The organism is Acinetobacter pittii, from assembly GCF_034067285.1.
In the GTDB taxonomy this organism is placed as follows: Bacteria; Pseudomonadota; Gammaproteobacteria; order Pseudomonadales; family Moraxellaceae; genus Acinetobacter; species Acinetobacter pittii_E.
On record NZ_CP139286.1, the window covers coordinates 3,573,726 to 3,593,212 of the forward strand.

At 39.8% G+C, this 19,487-nt stretch carries 14 protein-coding genes and 1 pseudogene; 5 read left to right on the plus strand and 10 right to left on the minus strand.

The window, feature by feature from the left end; genetic code table 11:
* Positions 1 to 30 precede the first annotated feature (30 nt).
* The 6 genes from SOI81_RS16905 to ydhC form a co-directional block, all read right to left on the minus strand.
* Entirely contained in the window at positions 31 to 165 is a 135-nt protein-coding gene (locus SOI81_RS16905) for a zinc ribbon-containing protein (RefSeq protein WP_001983336.1), read from the minus strand.
* 355 nt (positions 166 to 520) lie between these two features.
* Positions 521 to 1,954 carry a hypothetical protein gene (locus SOI81_RS16910; RefSeq protein ID WP_320541023.1) on the minus strand — a complete coding sequence of 478 codons (1,434 nt, stop codon included), beginning with the start codon at positions 1,952 to 1,954 and terminating at the stop codon, positions 521 to 523.
* A 77-nt stretch (positions 1,955 to 2,031) separates the two neighbouring features.
* A complete protein-coding gene (gene acnD / locus SOI81_RS16915; RefSeq protein ID WP_320541024.1) occupies positions 2,032 to 4,638 on the minus strand; it encodes a Fe/S-dependent 2-methylisocitrate dehydratase AcnD in 2,607 nt (868 codons plus the stop codon).
* Positions 4,638 to 5,795 carry a 2-methylcitrate synthase gene (gene prpC, locus SOI81_RS16920; protein WP_004795430.1) on the minus strand — a complete coding sequence of 386 codons (1,158 nt, stop codon included), beginning with the start codon at positions 5,793 to 5,795 and terminating at the stop codon, positions 4,638 to 4,640. The genes acnD and prpC overlap by 1 nt, the downstream gene beginning before the upstream one ends.
* Before the next feature lie 66 nt (positions 5,796 to 5,861).
* Positions 5,862 to 6,746 (minus strand): methylisocitrate lyase, encoded by an 885-nt coding sequence (prpB, locus tag SOI81_RS16925; RefSeq protein ID WP_005071840.1) that lies wholly within the window; start codon positions 6,744 to 6,746, stop codon positions 5,862 to 5,864.
* Complete coding sequence (gene ydhC / locus SOI81_RS16930) at positions 6,739 to 7,449, minus strand: GntR family transcriptional regulator (protein ID WP_001153627.1); 711 nt, start codon at positions 7,447 to 7,449, stop codon at positions 6,739 to 6,741. Before ydhC ends, prpB begins: the two co-directional genes overlap by 8 nt.
* A gap of 45 nt (positions 7,450 to 7,494) precedes the next feature.
* Here ydhC and SOI81_RS16935 point away from each other — a divergent pair.
* Positions 7,495 to 7,629 (plus strand): annotated as a pseudogene (locus SOI81_RS16935) (hypothetical protein).
* Between the two features lie 335 nt (positions 7,630 to 7,964).
* Positions 7,965 to 9,179 (plus strand): amino acid aminotransferase, encoded by a 1,215-nt coding sequence (gene tyrB, locus SOI81_RS16940; protein ID WP_320541025.1) that lies wholly within the window; start codon positions 7,965 to 7,967, stop codon positions 9,177 to 9,179.
* A 48-nt stretch (positions 9,180 to 9,227) separates the two neighbouring features.
* Here tyrB and dld read toward each other — a convergent pair whose 3' ends face one another.
* From dld to lldP, 4 genes are all read right to left on the minus strand, one after another.
* Positions 9,228 to 10,934 (minus strand): D-lactate dehydrogenase, encoded by a 1,707-nt coding sequence (gene dld, locus SOI81_RS16945; protein ID WP_320541026.1) that lies wholly within the window; start codon positions 10,932 to 10,934, stop codon positions 9,228 to 9,230.
* A 314-nt stretch (positions 10,935 to 11,248) separates the two neighbouring features.
* The gene (lldD, locus tag SOI81_RS16950) at positions 11,249 to 12,400 is read right to left on the minus strand and encodes an FMN-dependent L-lactate dehydrogenase LldD (RefSeq protein WP_125739422.1); all 1,152 of its coding nucleotides are present in this window, start codon (positions 12,398 to 12,400) and stop codon (positions 11,249 to 11,251) included.
* The gene (gene lldR, locus SOI81_RS16955; RefSeq protein WP_239969037.1) at positions 12,397 to 13,131 is read right to left on the minus strand and encodes a transcriptional regulator LldR; all 735 of its coding nucleotides are present in this window, start codon (positions 13,129 to 13,131) and stop codon (positions 12,397 to 12,399) included. The genes lldD and lldR overlap by 4 nt, the downstream gene beginning before the upstream one ends.
* 37 nt (positions 13,132 to 13,168) lie before the next feature.
* Positions 13,169 to 14,836: an L-lactate permease gene (gene lldP / locus SOI81_RS16960; RefSeq protein WP_239976209.1), complete on the minus strand. Its 1,668-nt coding sequence runs from the start codon at positions 14,834 to 14,836 to the stop codon at positions 13,169 to 13,171.
* Positions 14,837 to 15,208: 372 nt separating this feature from the next.
* On the opposite strand from lldP, the gene manB reads away from it, so the two are divergent.
* From manB to SOI81_RS16975, 3 genes are all read left to right on the plus strand, one after another.
* On the plus strand, positions 15,209 to 16,579 hold the full coding sequence (gene manB, locus SOI81_RS16965; protein WP_320541027.1) for a phosphomannomutase CpsG: 1,371 nt from the start codon (positions 15,209 to 15,211) through the stop codon (positions 16,577 to 16,579).
* 118 nt (positions 16,580 to 16,697) lie between these two features.
* Positions 16,698 to 18,641 (plus strand): acyltransferase family protein, encoded by a 1,944-nt coding sequence (locus tag SOI81_RS16970; protein WP_320541028.1) that lies wholly within the window; start codon positions 16,698 to 16,700, stop codon positions 18,639 to 18,641.
* Positions 18,642 to 18,653: 12 nt separating this feature from the next.
* The gene (locus tag SOI81_RS16975; protein WP_320541029.1) at positions 18,654 to 19,481 is read left to right on the plus strand and encodes a hypothetical protein; all 828 of its coding nucleotides are present in this window, start codon (positions 18,654 to 18,656) and stop codon (positions 19,479 to 19,481) included.
* Positions 19,482 to 19,487: the final 6 nt, after the last annotated feature.

A 19,487-nucleotide genomic window follows, 5' to 3' on the forward strand; every position in this document is an offset into this window, starting at 1 on the left:
TTAAATGCGAACGCAAATATTATTTCATTCTTAACGTTTAAATTGTGTGCAGTAGCATTTCGTGCAAGGTGGTAAAGGATCGGTGTTAATTTCTAAAAACACTCTATGTCCGCACTGAGCACAGAAATAGAAGCCTGTTCCGGGTTTTTCGCCTGCTGTTACCATGATTACATTCCTATAATCGTATATATATTAAACAGGAATATAACCCACTTAAAGTGAATGTCAATTGTCCATTTCGCCCGATGATGATGGCATAAATGCAAAAAATGTTATTTGTACGATTTATCTTACACAGATTTAGGGATTTAGCGGATTGGCTACCCTCTGCTTTTTTTCTATCATGAGTTCATACAGGAACAGGACGTTCCGGAACACAAAACAACAATAATAGGTTCATGCATCAGGATCGTGAGATACGACAGGAGTCATATCTAGCAACCAAATACGAAAAAGCCCGACAGGATGTCGGGCTTTTTTTATGACTATTTAAAATGGCTGTTTTAAGTAAAAATTTAAGTCAATTGTTATCTAAACTTTTATTGCTTAAAAGAGTATTTCCACTTTTTGTAGGGATAGAAGGAAATTTAACTCGACCAACAGCTTCTAAAATAGATTTTCTACATTGCGTTGCAAATCTAGCATTCTTATTATCTTTTAAGTATTTAGCAACTACAAAAAGATCAGGGGTAAATACTAATGCAGTCGAACTAACTAAAGCAGCAGAGCTACATTTATCAGTGAATGGATCAGGTCTTTCATCTAAAGGAAGTAAGCGGTAAGCATTGCCAAAAAGTACAGATTTAGCAGGTACTAAAACCTCTTCTCTTTGTAGATCTTCATGTATATTCAAAGATAATTGTCTTAACTTATCAATATTAATAGCTTTATTATCTTTGCCTTCTACTTCTCCTATCAAACGTCCTTCACTTGATTCAAATACAGCATCAAATTCAGAGTCTGCATCTTCATATTGAGTTACGGAGAAACCCAAAATTTTGAGGGCATCTAAAATTGCGAATTCTAAGGGTTTTCCTTTTTCAAATAATAAATTTCTTAATTTATTTAATGTTCTAACCTCATCTAGTATTAATTCTTTATTTTGATTTAATTCGTTAATTTTTTCTTCTAATAATAATAATTTACTAGTAGCAGATATTTCTGAACTGAGTTTATATTCATCATTTTTTGCCCAATCCGGCTCTACAGTTAAATTACTATCTTGCTTAAAAGCCTTTTCTAATCCAATTATTTGTTTAATAAAATTATGTGAAAACTGCTGAGCTTCAATAGTCCACTCACCTGTTTCATCGTCAAAAAATGTCTCATCTGAAAAATCAATGTTTGGCAAACCAATTAATGCGCCATTAGAATTATTAGAATTGACAATAAAACCTACTGTCTTATCACCATGTTTTGTCTGTAAACATGGCGTAACCCTTCCTTCGATGATTACCTGATAAGAGGATTTTTCTGAAAAATTTGTCCAATATGTTGAAATTACTTCAGATTTCTTAGGAGCTAATTTGATCTCTTTTCCTTTAGCATTTATTAAATTAATATGTAAAGGTAAAATATTATAATTACTATAAGAGGTAACAATTCTAGTTGTTTGTCTATTTTTCCCAGTTCCAGAATATTGCTTTTCACCAGTTGCAATAAATAATTCTTGCAGTTTATCTAAGAAACAAATAACTATCTTTCCATGATCTATTGCTAATTTTATTTCTCTTTTCCAATGCTCAGTTTGTGATTTAAGTTTAAATGAATCATGATCTGAGAGACTAATTTTATCTTGAAAATACTCCCTAGATCTATAAATATAATGACTAATATCTGGCTGTATAAGGATTATATCCCAATCCAGCAAAGAAGTTTCTGAGTCAAATTCACAAGTTTCAGAATCTTCACCACAAAGAGAAAATCCTATTGTTAAAATCTTTTTTTTTGCCATATCTTTATAAAAATAAAAAACCCTATCATCAAGATAGGGCTTTTTTTGAACAATATCAATAATATTTAACTAAAGTATCAAGCCACTTGGCCTTCTAAAAAGTCTTGTGCAAAACGTTGTAATACACCGCCCGCTTCATATACAGAAACCTCTTCTTCTGTATCTAAACGACACGTCACAGGCACTTCAATAATTTCTTCTTTACCATCCGCTGTGGCACGTTCAATCACTAAAGTTAAAGTTGAACGCGGTGCAATATTACCAATCACGCTATAAAGCTCAGTACCATCTAGTTTTAAAGTCTTGCGGTTTACACCCGGTTTAAACTCAAGCGGTAACACGCCCATACCTACTAAGTTAGTACGGTGTATACGCTCAAAACCTTCTGCCACAATCGCTTCAACACCTGCAAGGCGTACACCTTTCGCAGCCCAGTCTCGGCTTGAACCCTGACCATAGTCAGCACCCGCAACAATAATTAATGGCTGCTTACGGTTCATGTAGGTTTCTATCGCTTCCCACATACGCATGACTTCGCCTTCTGGCTCTACGCGCGCTTTTGAACCTTGCTTAATGGTACCGTCTGAACGAACCACCATTTCGTTATACAGTTTCGGGTTGGCAAATGTTGCACGTTGTGCAGTCAAGTGGTCACCACGGTGCGTTGCGTATGAGTTGAAGTCTTCTTCTGGTACACCCATTTTGTGAAGGTATTCACCCGCAGCCGAGTCCATTAAAATCGCGTTTGAAGGCGATAAGTGGTCGGTGGTGATGTTGTCACCCAAAATTGCAAGCGGACGCATGTTCGCTAAAGTACGTGGTGCAGCCAACGCCCCTTCCCAATAGGGTGGACGGCGGATGTAAGTACTTTGTGGACGCCAGTCGTAAAGCGGACTTTCGGCTTCTACGGTTACGCCTAAGTCAAACATTGGAATGTAGACTTTACGGAACTGTTCAGGCTTCACGGCTTCTTTTACTAAGGCATCAATTTCAGCGTCAGATGGCCAAATGTCTTTGAGGTAAATCGGGTTACCTTCTTTGTCATGGCCTAAAGCATCTTTTTCGATGTCAAAACGAATCGTACCTGCAATTGCATATGCCACAACAAGCGGTGGAGATGCCAAGAACGCTTGTTTTGCATAAGGATGGATACGGCCATCGAAGTTACGGTTACCAGACAGGACTGCTGTTGCGTACAAGTCACGGTCAATAATTTCTTGCTGAATAGCTGGATCTAATGCACCCGACATACCGTTACACGTCGTACAAGCGTAAGCCACAATACCAAAACCAAGTTGTTCTAGGTCTTTTAGAACACCCGCTTCTTCAAGGTAAAGTGCAGCCGCTTTTGAACCCGGTGCAAATGATGATTTCACCCAAGGTTTACGAACTAAACCTAGCTCATTTGCCTTACGTGCCAATAAACCTGCCGCCACAGTGTTACGTGGGTTAGAAGTGTTAGTACACGAAGTAATGGCAGCAATAATAATTGCGCCATCAGGCATTAAGCCATCAGAACGGTTTTCAACAACACCTGCAATACCTTTTTCTTTAAGGTCCGCAGTTGAAACACGTGCATGTGGGTTTGATGGACCAGCAATATTACGTGTGACTGTCGATAGGTCAAAACGTAGTACGCGTGGGTACTCTGCTTTGGTCATGTCAGATGCCCAAAGACCAATTTCTTTTGCGTACTGTTCAACCAATGCCACTTGCGCATCTTCACGGCCTGTTAGGCGCAAGTAGTCAATCGTGTTTTGATCGATGTAGAACATTGCAGCCGTAGCACCATATTCTGGTGTCATGTTTGAAATGGTTGCACGGTCGCCTACAGACATACTGTCAGCACCTTCACCAAAGAACTCAAGGTAAGCACCCACTACGCGCTCTTTACGCAAGAACTCAGTTAGAGCCAGTACGATATCGGTTGCAGTAATGCCTGCCTGACGCTGACCTACAAACTCAACACCAATAATGTCTGGCAGACGCATCCAAGATGCACGGCCTAACATTACGTTTTCAGCTTCTAAGCCACCCACACCCACAGAAATTACGCCTAAAGCGTCTGTATGTGGTGTATGTGAGTCTGTACCGACACATGTGTCTGGGAATGCTACGCCATCACGCGCCTGAATCACCGGAGACATTTTTTCTAGGTTAATCTGGTGCATGATGCCGTTCCCCGCAGGGATTACATCGACATTTTTAAATGCGGTTTTAGTCCACTCAATAAAGTGGAAACGGTCTTCGTTACGGCGGTCTTCAACAGCACGGTTTTTTGCAAAAGCATCCGGGTCAGCACCACCGTATTCCACTGCTAAAGAGTGGTCGACAATGAGCTGAGTCGGCACAACTGGATTGACTTTAGAGGGGTCACCGCCTTTGTCAGCAATCGCATCACGCAAACCTGCAAGGTCAACCAATGCAGTTTGGCCTAGGATGTCATGACACACCACACGCGCAGGATACCAAGGAAAGTCCAAGTCCTGACGGCGTTCAATCAACTGCGTTAAATAAGCAGTTAAGTTCTCGGCATCGGCACGGCGTACCAATTGCTCTGCGAGTACTTTAGACGTGTAAGGCAGTTTTTCGTATGCGCCTGGCTGAATATCTTCAACGGCTTGATGCACGTCATAATATTCAAGCTGGGTACCTGCCAGCGGTTTACGGTATTTTGTGTTCATTAACCACGCTCCGCCAATGGTTTAAATTCGAGGTTTTCAGGGCCTGTGTAGTTCGCGCTTGGACGAATAATTTTGCCGTCTTGACGTTGTTCAATCACGTGCGCTGACCAGCCTGCTGTACGTGCAATCACAAACAGTGGTGTGAACATTGCAGTTGGAACACCCATTAAGTGATAGCTCACTGCACTGAACCAGTCGAGGTTTGGGAACATGTTTTTGACTTCTTTCATCACTGCTTCTAAACGCTCAGCGATAAGGTACATTTTGGTGTTCTCTTGCGCTTCTGCTAAGTCATGCGCCACTTTCTTGATCACTTCGTTACGTGGGTCAGAAACTGTATAGACAGGGTGACCAAAACCAATTACGACTTCTTTATTTTCAACACGTTTACGGATGTCAGCTTCAGCTTCATCGGCATTGTCATAACGTTGTTGAATAACGAATGCAACTTCGTTTGCACCACCGTGTTTAGGCCCGCGAAGTGCACCAATACCACCAGTAATTGCCGAATACATGTCAGAGCCTGTACCTGCAACTACACGTGAGGTAAATGTAGATGCGTTGAACTCATGCTCAGCATACAAAATAAGAGATGTATGCATTGCTTGAATCCATTCTTCAGATGGCTTTTCGCCATGAAGCAAATGTAAGAAATGCGCTGCAATTGAGTCGTCATCAGTTTCAACTTCAATACGACGACCGTTGTTGCTGAAGTGGTACCAATAAAGCAGCATTGAGCCTAGGCTTGCCATTAATTTATCAGCAATGTCTTTTGCGCCAGCTTCATTGTGGTCTTCATGTTCTGGCGTTAAACAACCAAGAACTGAAACACCTGTACGCATTACGTCCATTGGGTGTGCAGACGGTGGTAATTGCTCAAGTGCTGTTTTCAGTGCTGCTGGTAAACCACGAAGTGCTTTTAATTTTGCTTTATAGGCTTTGAGTTCAGCTTTGTTTGGTAGTTTGCCATGTACGAGCAAGTGCGCAACTTCTTCAAACTGGCTACCTGCTGCAAGGTCAAGAATGTCATAGCCACGATAGTGTAAGTCGTTACCGCTACGTCCTACGGTACATAGTGCTGTGTTGCCTGCAACTTGTCCGCTAAGTGCAACTGATTTTTTTGGTTTGAAGCCTGTTGTTGTTTCATTTGAGCTCATAAGATTGTCCTTTCCTATCTATTTAAATTATTTGGGAAACACGGCATATGTACCGTGTTTTACTTCTTATTTCTTTTTAGCAAATGCGTTGTCTAAGTAGTCTTCAAACGCATAGTAGTTAATGCGTTCATACAACTCTTTACGCGTTTGCATAATATCAATCACATTCTTTTGCGTGCCTTCTTTACGCAAGGTTTCATACACAGTCTCGGCTGCTTTGTTCATGGCACGGAAAGCAGAAAGCGGATAAAGCGCAAGGCTTACATCGGCAGATGCTAACTCTTCAGTAGTAAACAGTGGTGTAGAACCAAACTCGGTAATGTTTGCCAAAATTGGTGCGCCAGTCTTCTGAGCAAATTGCTTGTACATATCAAGCTCTGTAATTGCTTCAGGGAACAACATGTCTGCACCCGCTTCAATGTAAGCACCTGCACGGTCAATTGCAGCTTGTAAGCCATCTACTGCCAATGCATCGGTACGCGCCATAATCACAAAGCTGTCATCACCACGCGCATCGACCGCAGCTTTAATACGGTCAACCATTTCTTCTTGAGTCACAATGGCTTTGTTCGGACGGTGACCACAACGTTTTGCGCCCACTTGGTCTTCAATGTGCATTGCCGCAGCACCAAACTTGATAAGTGCTTTTGTAGTACGAGCAATGTTAAATGCAGAAGCACCAAAACCTGTGTCGGCATCAACCAATAATGGAAGATCACATACATCAGTAATACGGCGTACGTCGGTCAACACATCATCAAGGTTACTAATTCCCAAATCAGGTAAGCCTAAAGAACCAGCGGCTACACCACCACCTGATAAGTAAATCGCTTTATAACCTGCACGTTTTGCCAAAAGTGCATGATTGGCGTTAATGGTTCCAACCACTTGTAATGGCTTTTCTTGGGCTACTGCATCGCGAAATAGCTGACCTGCGGATTGTTTAGCCATTGTTATGTTCTCCTTGTGCTTGTAGCAGTGTTTGCTCAATAATTTTGTAAGAAGCATTGATATGTCGATGCATCAGCAGCTCGGCAAGTTCACCATCGCCTTCTGCAATTGCATCTAAAATACGGATGTGTTCGTCCCAAGCTTTGCTCGGTCGATCAGGTGTGTTTGAAAACTGAATTCGGTACATACGAATGAGATGATAAAGCTCATCACATAGCATTTTTTCTAGGGTTTTATTGCCACTACTTTTGATAATGCAGTAGTGAAAATCGTCCTGCCCTTCTTGCAAGTAATATCCTTTACCTGCTTTAAAGTTTTCATCTTCGGCATGCATACGCAATACATCACGTAACGCCAAGATTTGCTTTTTATCAATATGCTGAGCAGCAAGTTTGCAAGCCAAACCTTCTAATGATGCACGAATCTGGTAAAGCTCTTTAAACTGTTGCAGTGATAGCGAAACCACGCGCGCGCCCACATGTGCCGTGCGCTCAACCAAACGTTGCCCTTCAAGGCGATGAATCGCTTCACGTAAAGGCCCGCGGCTAATGCCATAAGTCCGTGCCAGTTCAGGTTCTGAAATTTTGCTACCTGCCGGAATTTGACCCAAAACAATTGCCGTCTGTATTTGTTTAAATACATTCTCGGTCAGTGTTCTTCCCTGACTTTGTAATGGCTCTGGTGCGAAGGTCAAATCTTGCATATTGTCGACAATTTTTAATCAATTATGAGTTTTATAGCGGGGTGAATGAAAAAAATCAAGGTGATTGTTGACACTTTATAGAACGCATCAGGTCAATTTTTATCGTTTGACCGCTTATATCACCTTATATTTAAATCATTAAACTACCTACAAATTAGTATTTATAAAACAGATATTTAATATTATTTCACCTATAGATTTATGGCGCTTTTTCAGTTGCTTTTCTGCCTCTAATCTTTTGTTTCAAACTTTAGTCTACAACCAATGTATTACAGCAAGATTGTAGACAATCTGCTTGAATGAAATCATGAGTTAGAAATTAGTATCTATTTACCGTAATTTCTTTTAAATCTTTTTATCATTTTCCGCCAGAAAATATCGATATTAGTGAAATTAGCAGGTGCTTCACAGTAGCTTTATTGATACATTATTGAGCATCGACATAGTTGTGGCGTATTTTTCGAGACAGAAAAAACCCAGCACTATGCATATTGTTGAATGAAAGGACTTTTTTGATGTTTCAACATATCCCCCCATACGCAGGCGATCCAATTCTCTCTTTAATGGAACAGTTCAACGCTGATACTCGTTCTGAAAAAGTAAACTTGAGTATTGGTCTTTACTATAACGAAGACAGTATTGTTCCTCAGTTAGAGACCATTATTGAAGCGCAAAAGCGTATCGAGCCTAAAAACGGTAAAACCAAACTTTATTTGCCAATGGAAGGCTTCAAACCTTACCGTGAAGCAATTCAAGCACTTTTATTTGGTGCAAACAGCCCAGCAGTTAAAGCTGGTCGTGCTGTGACCATCCAAACACTTGGTGGTTCAGGTGCATTGAAAGTTGGTGCGGATTTCTTAAAAACTTATTTCCCAAATTCAGACGTTTGGGTAAGCCAACCAACTTGGGACAACCACGTTGCGATTTTCAATGGCGCTGGCATCAAAACTCATTTCTACCCATATTTCGACAACGAAACGCGTGGTGTAGATTTTGACGGTATGTTGTCTACACTTAAAACTTTGCCTGAGCAAAGCATTGTGTTGTTGCACCCATGCTGCCACAACCCAACGGGTGCTGACTTAAACCCAGCACAATGGGACCAAGTGATTGCAGTATTAAAAGATCGTAACCTTATTCCATTCCTAGACATCGCTTACCAAGGTTTTGGTGACGGTATGGAAGAAGATGCGTATGCAATCCGTGCTTTAGACCAAGTGGGTCTAAACTTCATTGTGAGCAATTCGTTCTCTAAAATCTTCTCTTTATATGGTGAGCGCGTTGGCGGCTTAACTTTCGTATGTGACGATGCAGAAGCTGCACAGTGCACATTCGGTCAGTTAAAAGCGACTGTACGCCGTATTTACTCTAGCCCTCCTACAACAGGTGCTTGGTTAGTTGATGAAGTGTTAAATGACGCTGAACTTAACCAACAATGGCAAGGTGAAGTAAAAGAGATGCGTGAGCGTATTATCAAAATGCGTAGCATCTTGAAAGACGAACTCACTAAAGCGCTACCAGACCGTGACTTTAACTACCTTGTAAACCAAAAAGGTATGTTCAGCTACACAGGTCTAACTGCTGAGCAAGTGGATATCTTGCGTGAAGAATATGCAATCTACTTAGTACGTAGTGGTCGTATTTGTGTAGCAGGTTTAAACATGAACAATGTTTACACTGTTGCTAAAGCGATGGCTGAAGTACTTGCTAAATCTGTAGAAGCAGCATAAATCATCCATTAAAAAAGGCGCTTCGGCGCCTTTTTTTGTTTCTCGATATTAAGATTTAGCCTTTCCCCAATATTTCAGTTTTGAGGTATGTCCAATACCCACATTAAAACTATTGGTTGGGTCGAGTTTTTGGTAGAAATTGGCCAATGCAGGTTTAGCAATGTAGAGATGCCCGACATTATGCTCTGCCGGATATTCAGCACGTCGCGCATCCAGCAACTTCCACATTTGATGTTCCATTTCTAGAGGGTCATGTCCCTTTTTAAGAATATAGTCCTGATGAAAAACATGACAAAAGAAATGCCCATAATAGAGTTTATGGAGAATTTTCTTTTCCATCTCGGCTGGCAGTTGCTCTACCCATTCGCGGTCATTACGACGTAACGCAATATCAAGCGCGACAATATCTTCAACTTCACTACGGTGCGTATCGCGATAACGAATAGCCGCCCCTGCAATCGCAAAACGGTGTAAGAACGCTTTTCGCCCTTCTTCTTCGCTGCATACGAAATAGCTGCCTGACGGATGCACTGCAAAATATTCTTTTAAAAACTGCTCGGTTTGTGCTTTTGAATTATTTTCAACACGTAGCACTAAATGATGCTCATAACGGTCTCGATATTCGGTCATACGCTTAGGCAAATGACTCGGTAAAAAGAACGTAATGGCCTGCAAAATATGATCTGTTAAGCCTTTAATTTTAAATTTTTCTAAGAAACCATCGACTTTATCTTTCATCGCAAAAGCTTTGGGAACTTTGGCTGTGCCAAATTTTTCAATAAATAAGAACGTGTCTTTTCCGTACTTTTCACCAATTAAGTAAGCATCTCGGTGAATATATTCCCCCGCAATCGGTAGGCTTGGCAGTGAAGTCAGTAAATAACGGCGAATCGCTGTTAAATCATCGGCATCATTACTACCAATATAAAAGACATTACTCTCTACTTTTTCATAGGTATCAAGGCGTACAGCAAACACACAAACTTTACCTGCCGAACCCGATGCCTCAAACAAACGTGACGGATCTGCATTAAAACGAGCGGGTGTATCTTCATCAACTTGAGTCACATCGTGGGCGTAGCGATGGTCGGACGCCTGTTTTTCGCTGTCATCTAAAATATCTACGGCTTGATATTGCTGCTTCTCTAAACGTGTCAAAATTTCTTCGGGAGTCGCGCCTAAATTAACCCCTAAATGGTTCACTAACTCTAATTGACCGGCAGCATTCACCTGAGCATATAACGCCAGTTCAGTGTATGCAGGGCCACGACGTACCAAGGCACCGCCCGAGTTATTACACACACCACCCAGTACCGATGCACCAATACAAGATGAACCAATTACTGAATGTGGTTCACGGTCATAGCCTTTTAAAATTTGCTCTAAATTATCTAAGGTCGCACCTGGTAAACAAATCACTTGCTTACCATCATGAATAACTTGTATGCCCTTTAACCTGCGCGTACTCATGACTAAAACAGGACGGTCATAGTCATCGCCATAAGGGGTTGAACCACCTGTGAGTCCCGTATTTGCCGCCTGCATAATGACAATACAGTCTGCATCAATAGCAGCTTGAAGTACCTGCCATTGCTCTAACAATGTGCCTGGTACCACTACAGCAAGCACTTTCCCCTCACCAAAACGGCGGCCTTGACGGTACTGACGCGTGCTTTGGTCATCGGTCAAAACATGAGAACGCCCTACAATATTTTGTAAACGTTCAATCACTGCTTGAGGAGAAAATGTTTGCATGATGGTTTCCTTTTAGTCATCCATATAAGATCTAGCTGTAATCCACGCTAGAACCAGATCAGCACGACGGAGCTTACTATTTGTAATTTATAATTTAATTAGCTCATTCTCTAATTCGAATCAGCCCTACATTTACTATCGTGGGGCGGCATGGATGCCGCCTGTTGAGCAACCGCACAAGGAAGTGCGGTTTGCTCAACAAAAGGTTTTTGGTTACTTTTGACCTTTCAAAAGTGACAAATGCCTATACATAAAACATTAGCAAATCATCAAATTTTGAGGCTATGCTTACTGCTTCACTTAAAAATTATTTCTTAAAAACCTTGCTTCATTGCCTGCACTAAACAATCCGCATTAATATCCTTAATCGACTTAGCACCCGTAAGCGTCATCGCAACACGCATTTCTTTATCAATCAAATCAAGCAGGTTCGACACGCCTTGCCCACCTGCTGCTGCCAAGGCATAAACAAACGCACGGCCAAGTAAAACCGTATCAGCGCCGAGTGCCAACATACGCACGACATCTAGGCCATTACGGATGCCTGAGTCAGCCAAAATAGCCAAATCACCTTTAACGGCATCTGCAATTGCAGGCAATGCACGAGCAGACGACATCACGCCATCTAACTGACGACCGCCGTGGTTTGACACCACAATACCATCTGCACCAAAACGTACAGCATCTTTGGCATCTTCAGGGTCTAAAATACCCTTAATCACCATTGGACCATCCCAAAACTCACGAATCCACTCAAGGTCTTTCCATGAAATCGATGGATCAAAGTTCGAGCCTAACCAGCCGATGTAGTCTTCAAGCCCAGTGGGTTTACCCAAATATTTAGAGATATTGCCCAAGTCATGTGGACGCCCCATTAAGCCCACATTCCATGACCAATGCGGATGGAACACGGACTGCATATAACGGCGCATCGCTGCATTTGGTCCACTCATACCGGAATGAGCATCACGGTAACGCGCCCCTGGCACAGGCATATCTACAGTAAACACCAGTGTTGAACAGCCAGCCGCTTTTGCACGCTCCAAAGCATTACGCATAAAACCACGGTCACGTAATACATAAAGCTGGAACCACATAGGACGGTTAATTGCAGGTGCAACTTCTTCAATCGGACAAACAGAAACCGTTGAAAGCGTAAATGGAATGCCCTTTTTATCGGCTGCCATCGCGGCCTGCACTTCACCACGACGCGCATACATACCTGTTAAACCAACTGGTGCCAACGCAACCGGCATCGACAAGGTTTCGTTAAACAGTTTTGTCTCTAAACTTAACGCTGACATGTCATTGAGCACACGTTGACGCAATGCAATTTCTGACAAATCTTGTACGTTACGCTTTAAGGTATATTCCGAATACGCTCCACCATCAATGTAATGAAATAAGAATGGAGGTAAGCGACGCTGTGCCGCAGCACGATAATCATTGCCAGAAGAAATAATCATTTTGAATCAACTCTATTTAAACGATTTGCACGTTTCTGGCGAGCTTCGTCTTCATCCAGAGAACGCACATGATTAATCACAAATTCAATATGACCGCAGACAGCTTGGCGTGCGGCCTCGGGATCTTTACGATCAATAGCATCCATCACCTGAAAATGCTGCTCACTGAGCAAGTCACCATTTACGGGGTCGTTATAAACTTTCTTACGCCCTAACAAGACGTTGTATTGCAGCAAATCGAACAAACTACGCATCATTTGAATCAGCACAATATTGTGAGAGGCTTCAGCAATCGCCAAGTGAAACTCAGCATCCGCCACCGCAGCCTGTGCTGAGTCACCCGCATTTTGATGACGACTAATTTCATTAAAATAATGATGAATTTTGGCGCGATCTTCAGGCGTTGAGCGCAATGCGGCATACCATGCCGTGCCACCTTCAAGTAATAATCGCGCCTCTTGCACATCAAAACGGTATAGCGGATCTTCTTCAATCAAATTGCTAATTGGGTTCACAATCAGTTGCTGTGGCCACTGTTCAGGTAACTGCTGAATATAAGTTCCATCGCCACGGCGGCTACTGAGTACCCCTTGACTATTGAGCTGCTGAATTGCTTCACGCAAAGACGGACGAGAAACTCCTAAGCTTGTTGCAAGCTGGCGCTCGGCAGGCAAACGGTCACCTTTTTTCATGTGACGCTCTTCAATTAATGCCTGCAATTTCATGACCACTTGATCGGAGATTCTCATCGCGTTTCCTTCACTGGAGTTATGGAATCATCCACGGAACCAGATAAGCCTGAACCGTAATAATGATGCCAACAAAGACAGTGAATATGATGCTATGTTTTACCGTGAAACGGAACAAGTCAGATTCTTTTCCAACTAACCCTACCGCTGCACAAGCAATGGCAATCGACTGGGGAGAAATCATCTTACCCGTTACACCACCGCTGGTATTCGCTGCTACAAGCAACACTTCCGGAATACCAATTTGCTGAGCCGTAGTCGCCTGTAGTGCCGAGAACAAAGCATTTGAAGATGTATCTGAACCCGTAAGGAATACACCAAGCCAACCCAAAAACGGCGAGAAGAAAGTAAACGCATGACCCGTATGCGATAGAGCCAAAGCTAAAGTTGCAGATAAACCCGAATAGTTCGCAATAAAAGCAAAAGCCAACACCATACCAATCGAGTAAATCGGTGTTTTCAGCTCATTGAGTGTTTCACCAAAAGTCATTACTGCCTCACTTGCTTTCATTTTCAAGAAAATAGCAGTGATGATTGCAGCAATAAAAATTGCCGTACCTGTTGCAGAGAACCAGTCAAACTTATAAATCGCTTCGTATGGCTTCATCTCTGCCACAATCGGTGGCATTTTTTCGACCAATTTATGTAAATACGGCACTTCAAGTTTAAAAATCCAGTGCTCAAGAGCACCATCTTTTGCAAATAAAGCTTTAAATGGTTTAACACTCCAAATGGTGACCATCACTGTTAAGATGGCAAATGGAGACCATGCCTTTACAATTTTGCCAATGCTATAACGTTGAACCGTGGTAGGTTGCTGAGTCAAATTTTGACCTGCTTCAGCTTCAAAACGGAAAATATGTTTGGGTTTCCAAACGCGGAATAGTAAAGTCAGGCTCACCAATGACGCAATTGCTGCGGTAATATCTGGTAACTCAGGACCAATAAAGTTAGATGTCAGATACTGAGCAATCGCAAACGAACCACCACCGACAACTACCGCAGGCCAAGTTTCCTTAACACCACGCCAGCCGTCCATAATCGCCATAATCCAGAACAGCACGATTAGCGTTAAAAACGGCAACTGACGACCCACCATCTGGCTAATTTCCATGGTGTCTACACCAGAAACCTGTCCTGCCACAATAATTGGAATACCCATTGCACCGAATGCCACTGGTGCTGTATTTACGATCAAACATAAACCAGCAGCGTAAAGTGGTTTAAAGCCTAAACCAACAAGGAGTGCAGCGGTAATCGCAACTGGAGCACCAAAGCCAGCAGCCCCTTCTAAGAAAGTACCAAAGGCAAACCCAACCAGTAACATTTGCAGACGTTGGTCTTCGGTAATCGACAAAATGCTTGAACGAATAACGTCAAATTGTCCTGTTTTTACCGAAATTTTATATAGAAAAACTGCCCCGATAATGATCCATGAAATTGGCCATAGACCATAGAAGAAACCATAAATAATGGATGCAAAGGCCATTTGACCCGGCATTTGATAGAAAAAGAGCGCAATCAATAATGCAATAATGACTGTGCCTGTACCGGCAATACTGCCTTTTAAACGAAAAACAGCCAATGCTAAAAAGAAGAAAATAATCGGGATTAATGCAACCGCACTGGACAGCCAAATATTATTTAAAGGGTCATAAAGTTGTTGCCACATATTGAGCATTGTCATCTCCTTGAAATGCCGGGGCGAATTTTTGTACCTTAAATCTTTAAACATTTAGCACAATTGGTATTACCAATTAAAATTTAAGTGCAAATGTTATTCCTTAAACCACAGACCGCATCATAAACACAGCTATTTGCAAGATCAACCATTAAATAATTATCATAATTGGTATGACCAATACTATTAAGTAAAATCAAGCTATTTCGAACTTATGGATTTTTTTATTAGACTAAAGTCGTAAAAATCTTTTTTATAAATTTAGATTGAGTCTATAGAAATGAGGTGAAAAATTTGAATATAAAACTATAAACATACCTGTTTCATGATCTATGTATAATGTGCACACAACTCAAACCACATGTATTGAATTGAATAATGACTACTTTAACGTGTTTTAAAGCTTATGATATCCGAGGCAAACTCGGCACCGAATTGAATGAAGAAATCGCCTATAAAATTGGCCGCGCTTACGGACAAATCTATAAACCAAAGACTGTTGTTGTAGGTTGTGATATTCGTCTAAGCAGTGAGGATTTAAAACAAGCGACCATCCGCGGTTTAAATGATGCGGGTGTCAATGTGCTTGACTTAGGCATGACGGGTACTGAAGAAGTTTACTTCGCCGCTTTCCATTTAGATGTACAAGGCGGTATTGAAGTTACTGCTAGTCATAACCCAATGGACTATAACGGTATGAAATTGGTTCGAGAAAATGCTCGTCCAATTAGTGCAGATACAGGTCTAAAAGAAATTCAGGCTTTAGCAGAAACCAATAACTTTGAAGAAGTTAGCCAAAAAGGTACAACGCAAAGTTATAACATTTTGCCCGAGTTCGTTGATCATTTAATTACCTATATTGAACCTGCAAAAATCCGTCCCCTTAAATTGGTGGTAAACGCAGGTAATGGTGCAGCTGGTCATGTCATTGATGCCATTGAAGAAAAATTTAAAGCGCTTAACGTACCTGTTGAATTTATTAAAATTCACCATGAAGCAGATGGTACGTTTCCAAATGGGATTCCTAACCCAATTTTAATTGAAAACCGTGACAGTACCCGAAATGCTGTAATTGAACATAAAGCCGATATGGGAATTGCATGGGATGGCGATTTTGACCGCTGTTTCTTGTTCGATGAAAAAGGTCAGTTCATTGAAGGCTACTATATTGTTGGTCTATTGGCTCAAGCTTTCTTGATTAAACAGTCAGGCGAAAAAATTGTTCATGACCCACGTTTAGTGTGGAACACATTTGATATCGTCAATGAATACAAAGGTATCGCGGTACAGTCAAAATCTGGTCATGCATTCATTAAAGACGTTATGCGCGAACACAATGCTGTATACGGCGGTGAAATGAGTGCCCATCACTATTTCCGTGACTTTGCTTACTGTGATAGCGGCATGATTCCTTGGTTACTCACCATTGCCCTACTCTCTGAAACAGGACAATCTCTTTCAACCCTAGTTGAAAATATGATTACCAAGTTTCCTTGCAGTGGTGAAATCAACTTTAAAGTAGCTAATACACAGATCACTATTCAAAAGATTTTCGATTTCTATGCTGATCAAAATCCACAAATTGATCGTACCGATGGTGTAAGCCTCGACTTTGGCGCATGGCGTTTTAACGTCCGCGCTTCAAATACTGAACCCTTATTACGTCTCAATATTGAAAGTCGTGCAGACCGCCAAGCTCAGCCAATGCAACATTATATAGATGAGTTAACTGGGCTGATTAAAGGTTAATTCTATTATAACAGCTTAGGAATATTTATAGTTCCCTTAATAAATTATACTATTTATTTACTAAGGGAACTGAAATATGAGTTTATATAAAAATTCAAAAAGGCAATGAAAAAGTTTTATGAACAATAGTTTTCGATATGACATAAATGGTCTAAGAGCATATGCTGTTATATTAGTAGTTCTATTCCATTTCGGAATTTTAGGATTTTCTGGTGGCTTTATTGGTGTAGATATATTTTTTGTTATTTCAGGTTTCTTAATGACAAAGATTATTACAGACCAAATTCAAAGCAAAAAGTTTTCTTTAATAAAATTTTATCTAGCTCGTGGTATCAGAATTTTACCAGCATTATTATTTTTAACTTTTATTATTGCGATTATTGGTTGGTTTATTTTAATTCCTGAAGAGTATAAAAATTATGTTAAGCATGCATTTTCTAGTATAAATTTTTTATCAAATCTTATATATTATAAGGAATCAGGTGATTATTTTTCCATAGATACTCACAATAAAATACTATTACACACTTGGTCCCTATCTGTCGAATGGCAATTTTATATAATTTTACCAATTATCTTAATATTTTTTTCAAAGATTTCAAAAAGTAAAAATATATTCGGTTTGCTTATTGTTGGCAGTTTTATTCTGTCACTTATATTATCATATATAATAACTCAAAAAAACCAAATGTTTTCTTTCTATATGATTCCAACAAGAGCTTGGGAAATGCTCGCTGGAGGATTAGTATATTTATACTGTTCAAAAATAAATTTATCACAGACTAATAAATATATTTTAGAATTTTTAGGATTTTCTTTTATTATTGTTAGTTTAATTCTATTTAAATCAACTTCACCATGGCCGAGTATAAATGCTACTCTTCCTGTTATTGGTACAATGTTAATTATTATATCAAATAATCAAAACTCTTTATTAACAAAACCGAAATTATTCCAATTCTTTGGAAACTCCTCATACTCTATATATCTATGGCATTGGCCAATAGTTTTTTTCCTAAGCTATTTATCTATTCATTCTCCTTTAAGTACTACTATTGCCATTATTTTATCTGTTTTTTTAGGATGGCTTAGTTATCACTTAATTGAAAAAACCACTCGTAAAAAACTTTCAAAACTATCTATATTAAAATCATACTCAATATTAATTTTTACCATTCTTTGTTTAAGTATAGTTTATATTTACATATATAAAAAAGAAGGATTTCCTGATAGAGCATCTAAACAATATATTGAAAAAACAGCTCTTATAAAATATCCTTTCCCTGAATCAGGTTGGTGCTTCTACAGTGTTGATAATATTGACTCCTTAGCAGTCGGACCACAAGGGCTCCAATGCCATATTGGTTCAACTAAAAAAACTGCTAAATCAGTATTATTATTTGGAGATTCTTATGCGGGTCATAATATTCCTTTTTGGGATATTATTGGAAAAAAAGAAGACCTCAATATTAATTCAATTACCACAAACTGGTGCTACCCTAGTCTAGATACAGGGTTTACAGGTCCTAAAAGTTCACGTGCATATCAACAATGCCTAATTAATAGAAAGTTTTTAAAAGAAAATTTCAAGAAGTATGATGCCATAATTTTAGCAGGAAGATGGGCAACTATTTATAGTGACCCTAAACAAGTTGATGAATTGCAATACTTAATTAAATTAATCAACCGAGCTGATATACCGCTAATTATTATGGCCTCACCATATTATTTTGGACAAAATATAGGCAATATTTATAAACGCTCAGTATGGTTAGATACTCAGTTCCAAATGCCATTAACCCTCAATCAAAATACTGATATGGATGCAAATACAGCTAATCACAAATTACAGGATTTCACGAAAGAATTTAGTAATATTCTTTATTTATCACGAGATGACCTTTATGCAAAAGGCCATATAGATAGTAACAGTATTCCATATTCTGTTGATGGTGGCCATATCAGTATCCATGGTTCACAAACTTCTGCACATTTTTTTATGAATACACCCACATTTCTTAAGTTTCATAAAATGATGAATGAAATTAATAGCACTTATTAAGTAGGTAGAAATATGCCAAATTTAAGAAAATTTATAGGTTCGATTCTTAATTGGATTCGAAAACAACAAATTACAAGTACTATTCGCCGCTTTGATGAAGCAGTTGATCATTCAAAATGGCAAGGTGCAGATTTTTTCCCTAACTACTTTACTCCTTTTAAAATCCCAACACCATCTCAATTTAATATTCAAGGAATGCATCGTAAAAATACGATAGAAAATGATGTTGGGGAACTAGCAGCAAAAATAACCCAAGACTTTAAAGAGAAATTAACCAATTTTTTAGGAAAAGACATCCGTTTAGATGATATTTATTTATTTTGGTATGACCCATCAAAATGCAAAGAATGGAGTCTTTCAAACTCTTGGCATGATGATAATGTCGGTCATCGTATAAAAATCTATGTTTGTTTTGAAGGTAATGGGAATACACCTACCGTAGTAATACCAAATAGTTACAACAAACCCTACAAACAAAATAAAAGTGAAATTTCTAGATTTGCAGGTAAAAGAGATACTACATCTAATCAAAGAGAGATTAAACTTAATTACAAGGCAGGTGATATTGCTATGTTTGATACTTCATGCTTACATAGGGGCTTGTATGAAGAACCTGCTGCTCCCCGTACTGTTCTCGTAATGGAATATATCGATCGAAATAAAGCGAATATTATTTCAGGAAAATCTCCATGTGGCCCAGGTATGAGTCGAACTGGTCAAGTTATTTTTAAGGAAGAAGCATATAAAGCCTTAAAAGATACAGGCTTAATTGATGAAAAATTAATTGTTAAAAAAGGCAATGAATATATTTATTCTTTAGCAAACTCTCTTCCTATATAAGATCCA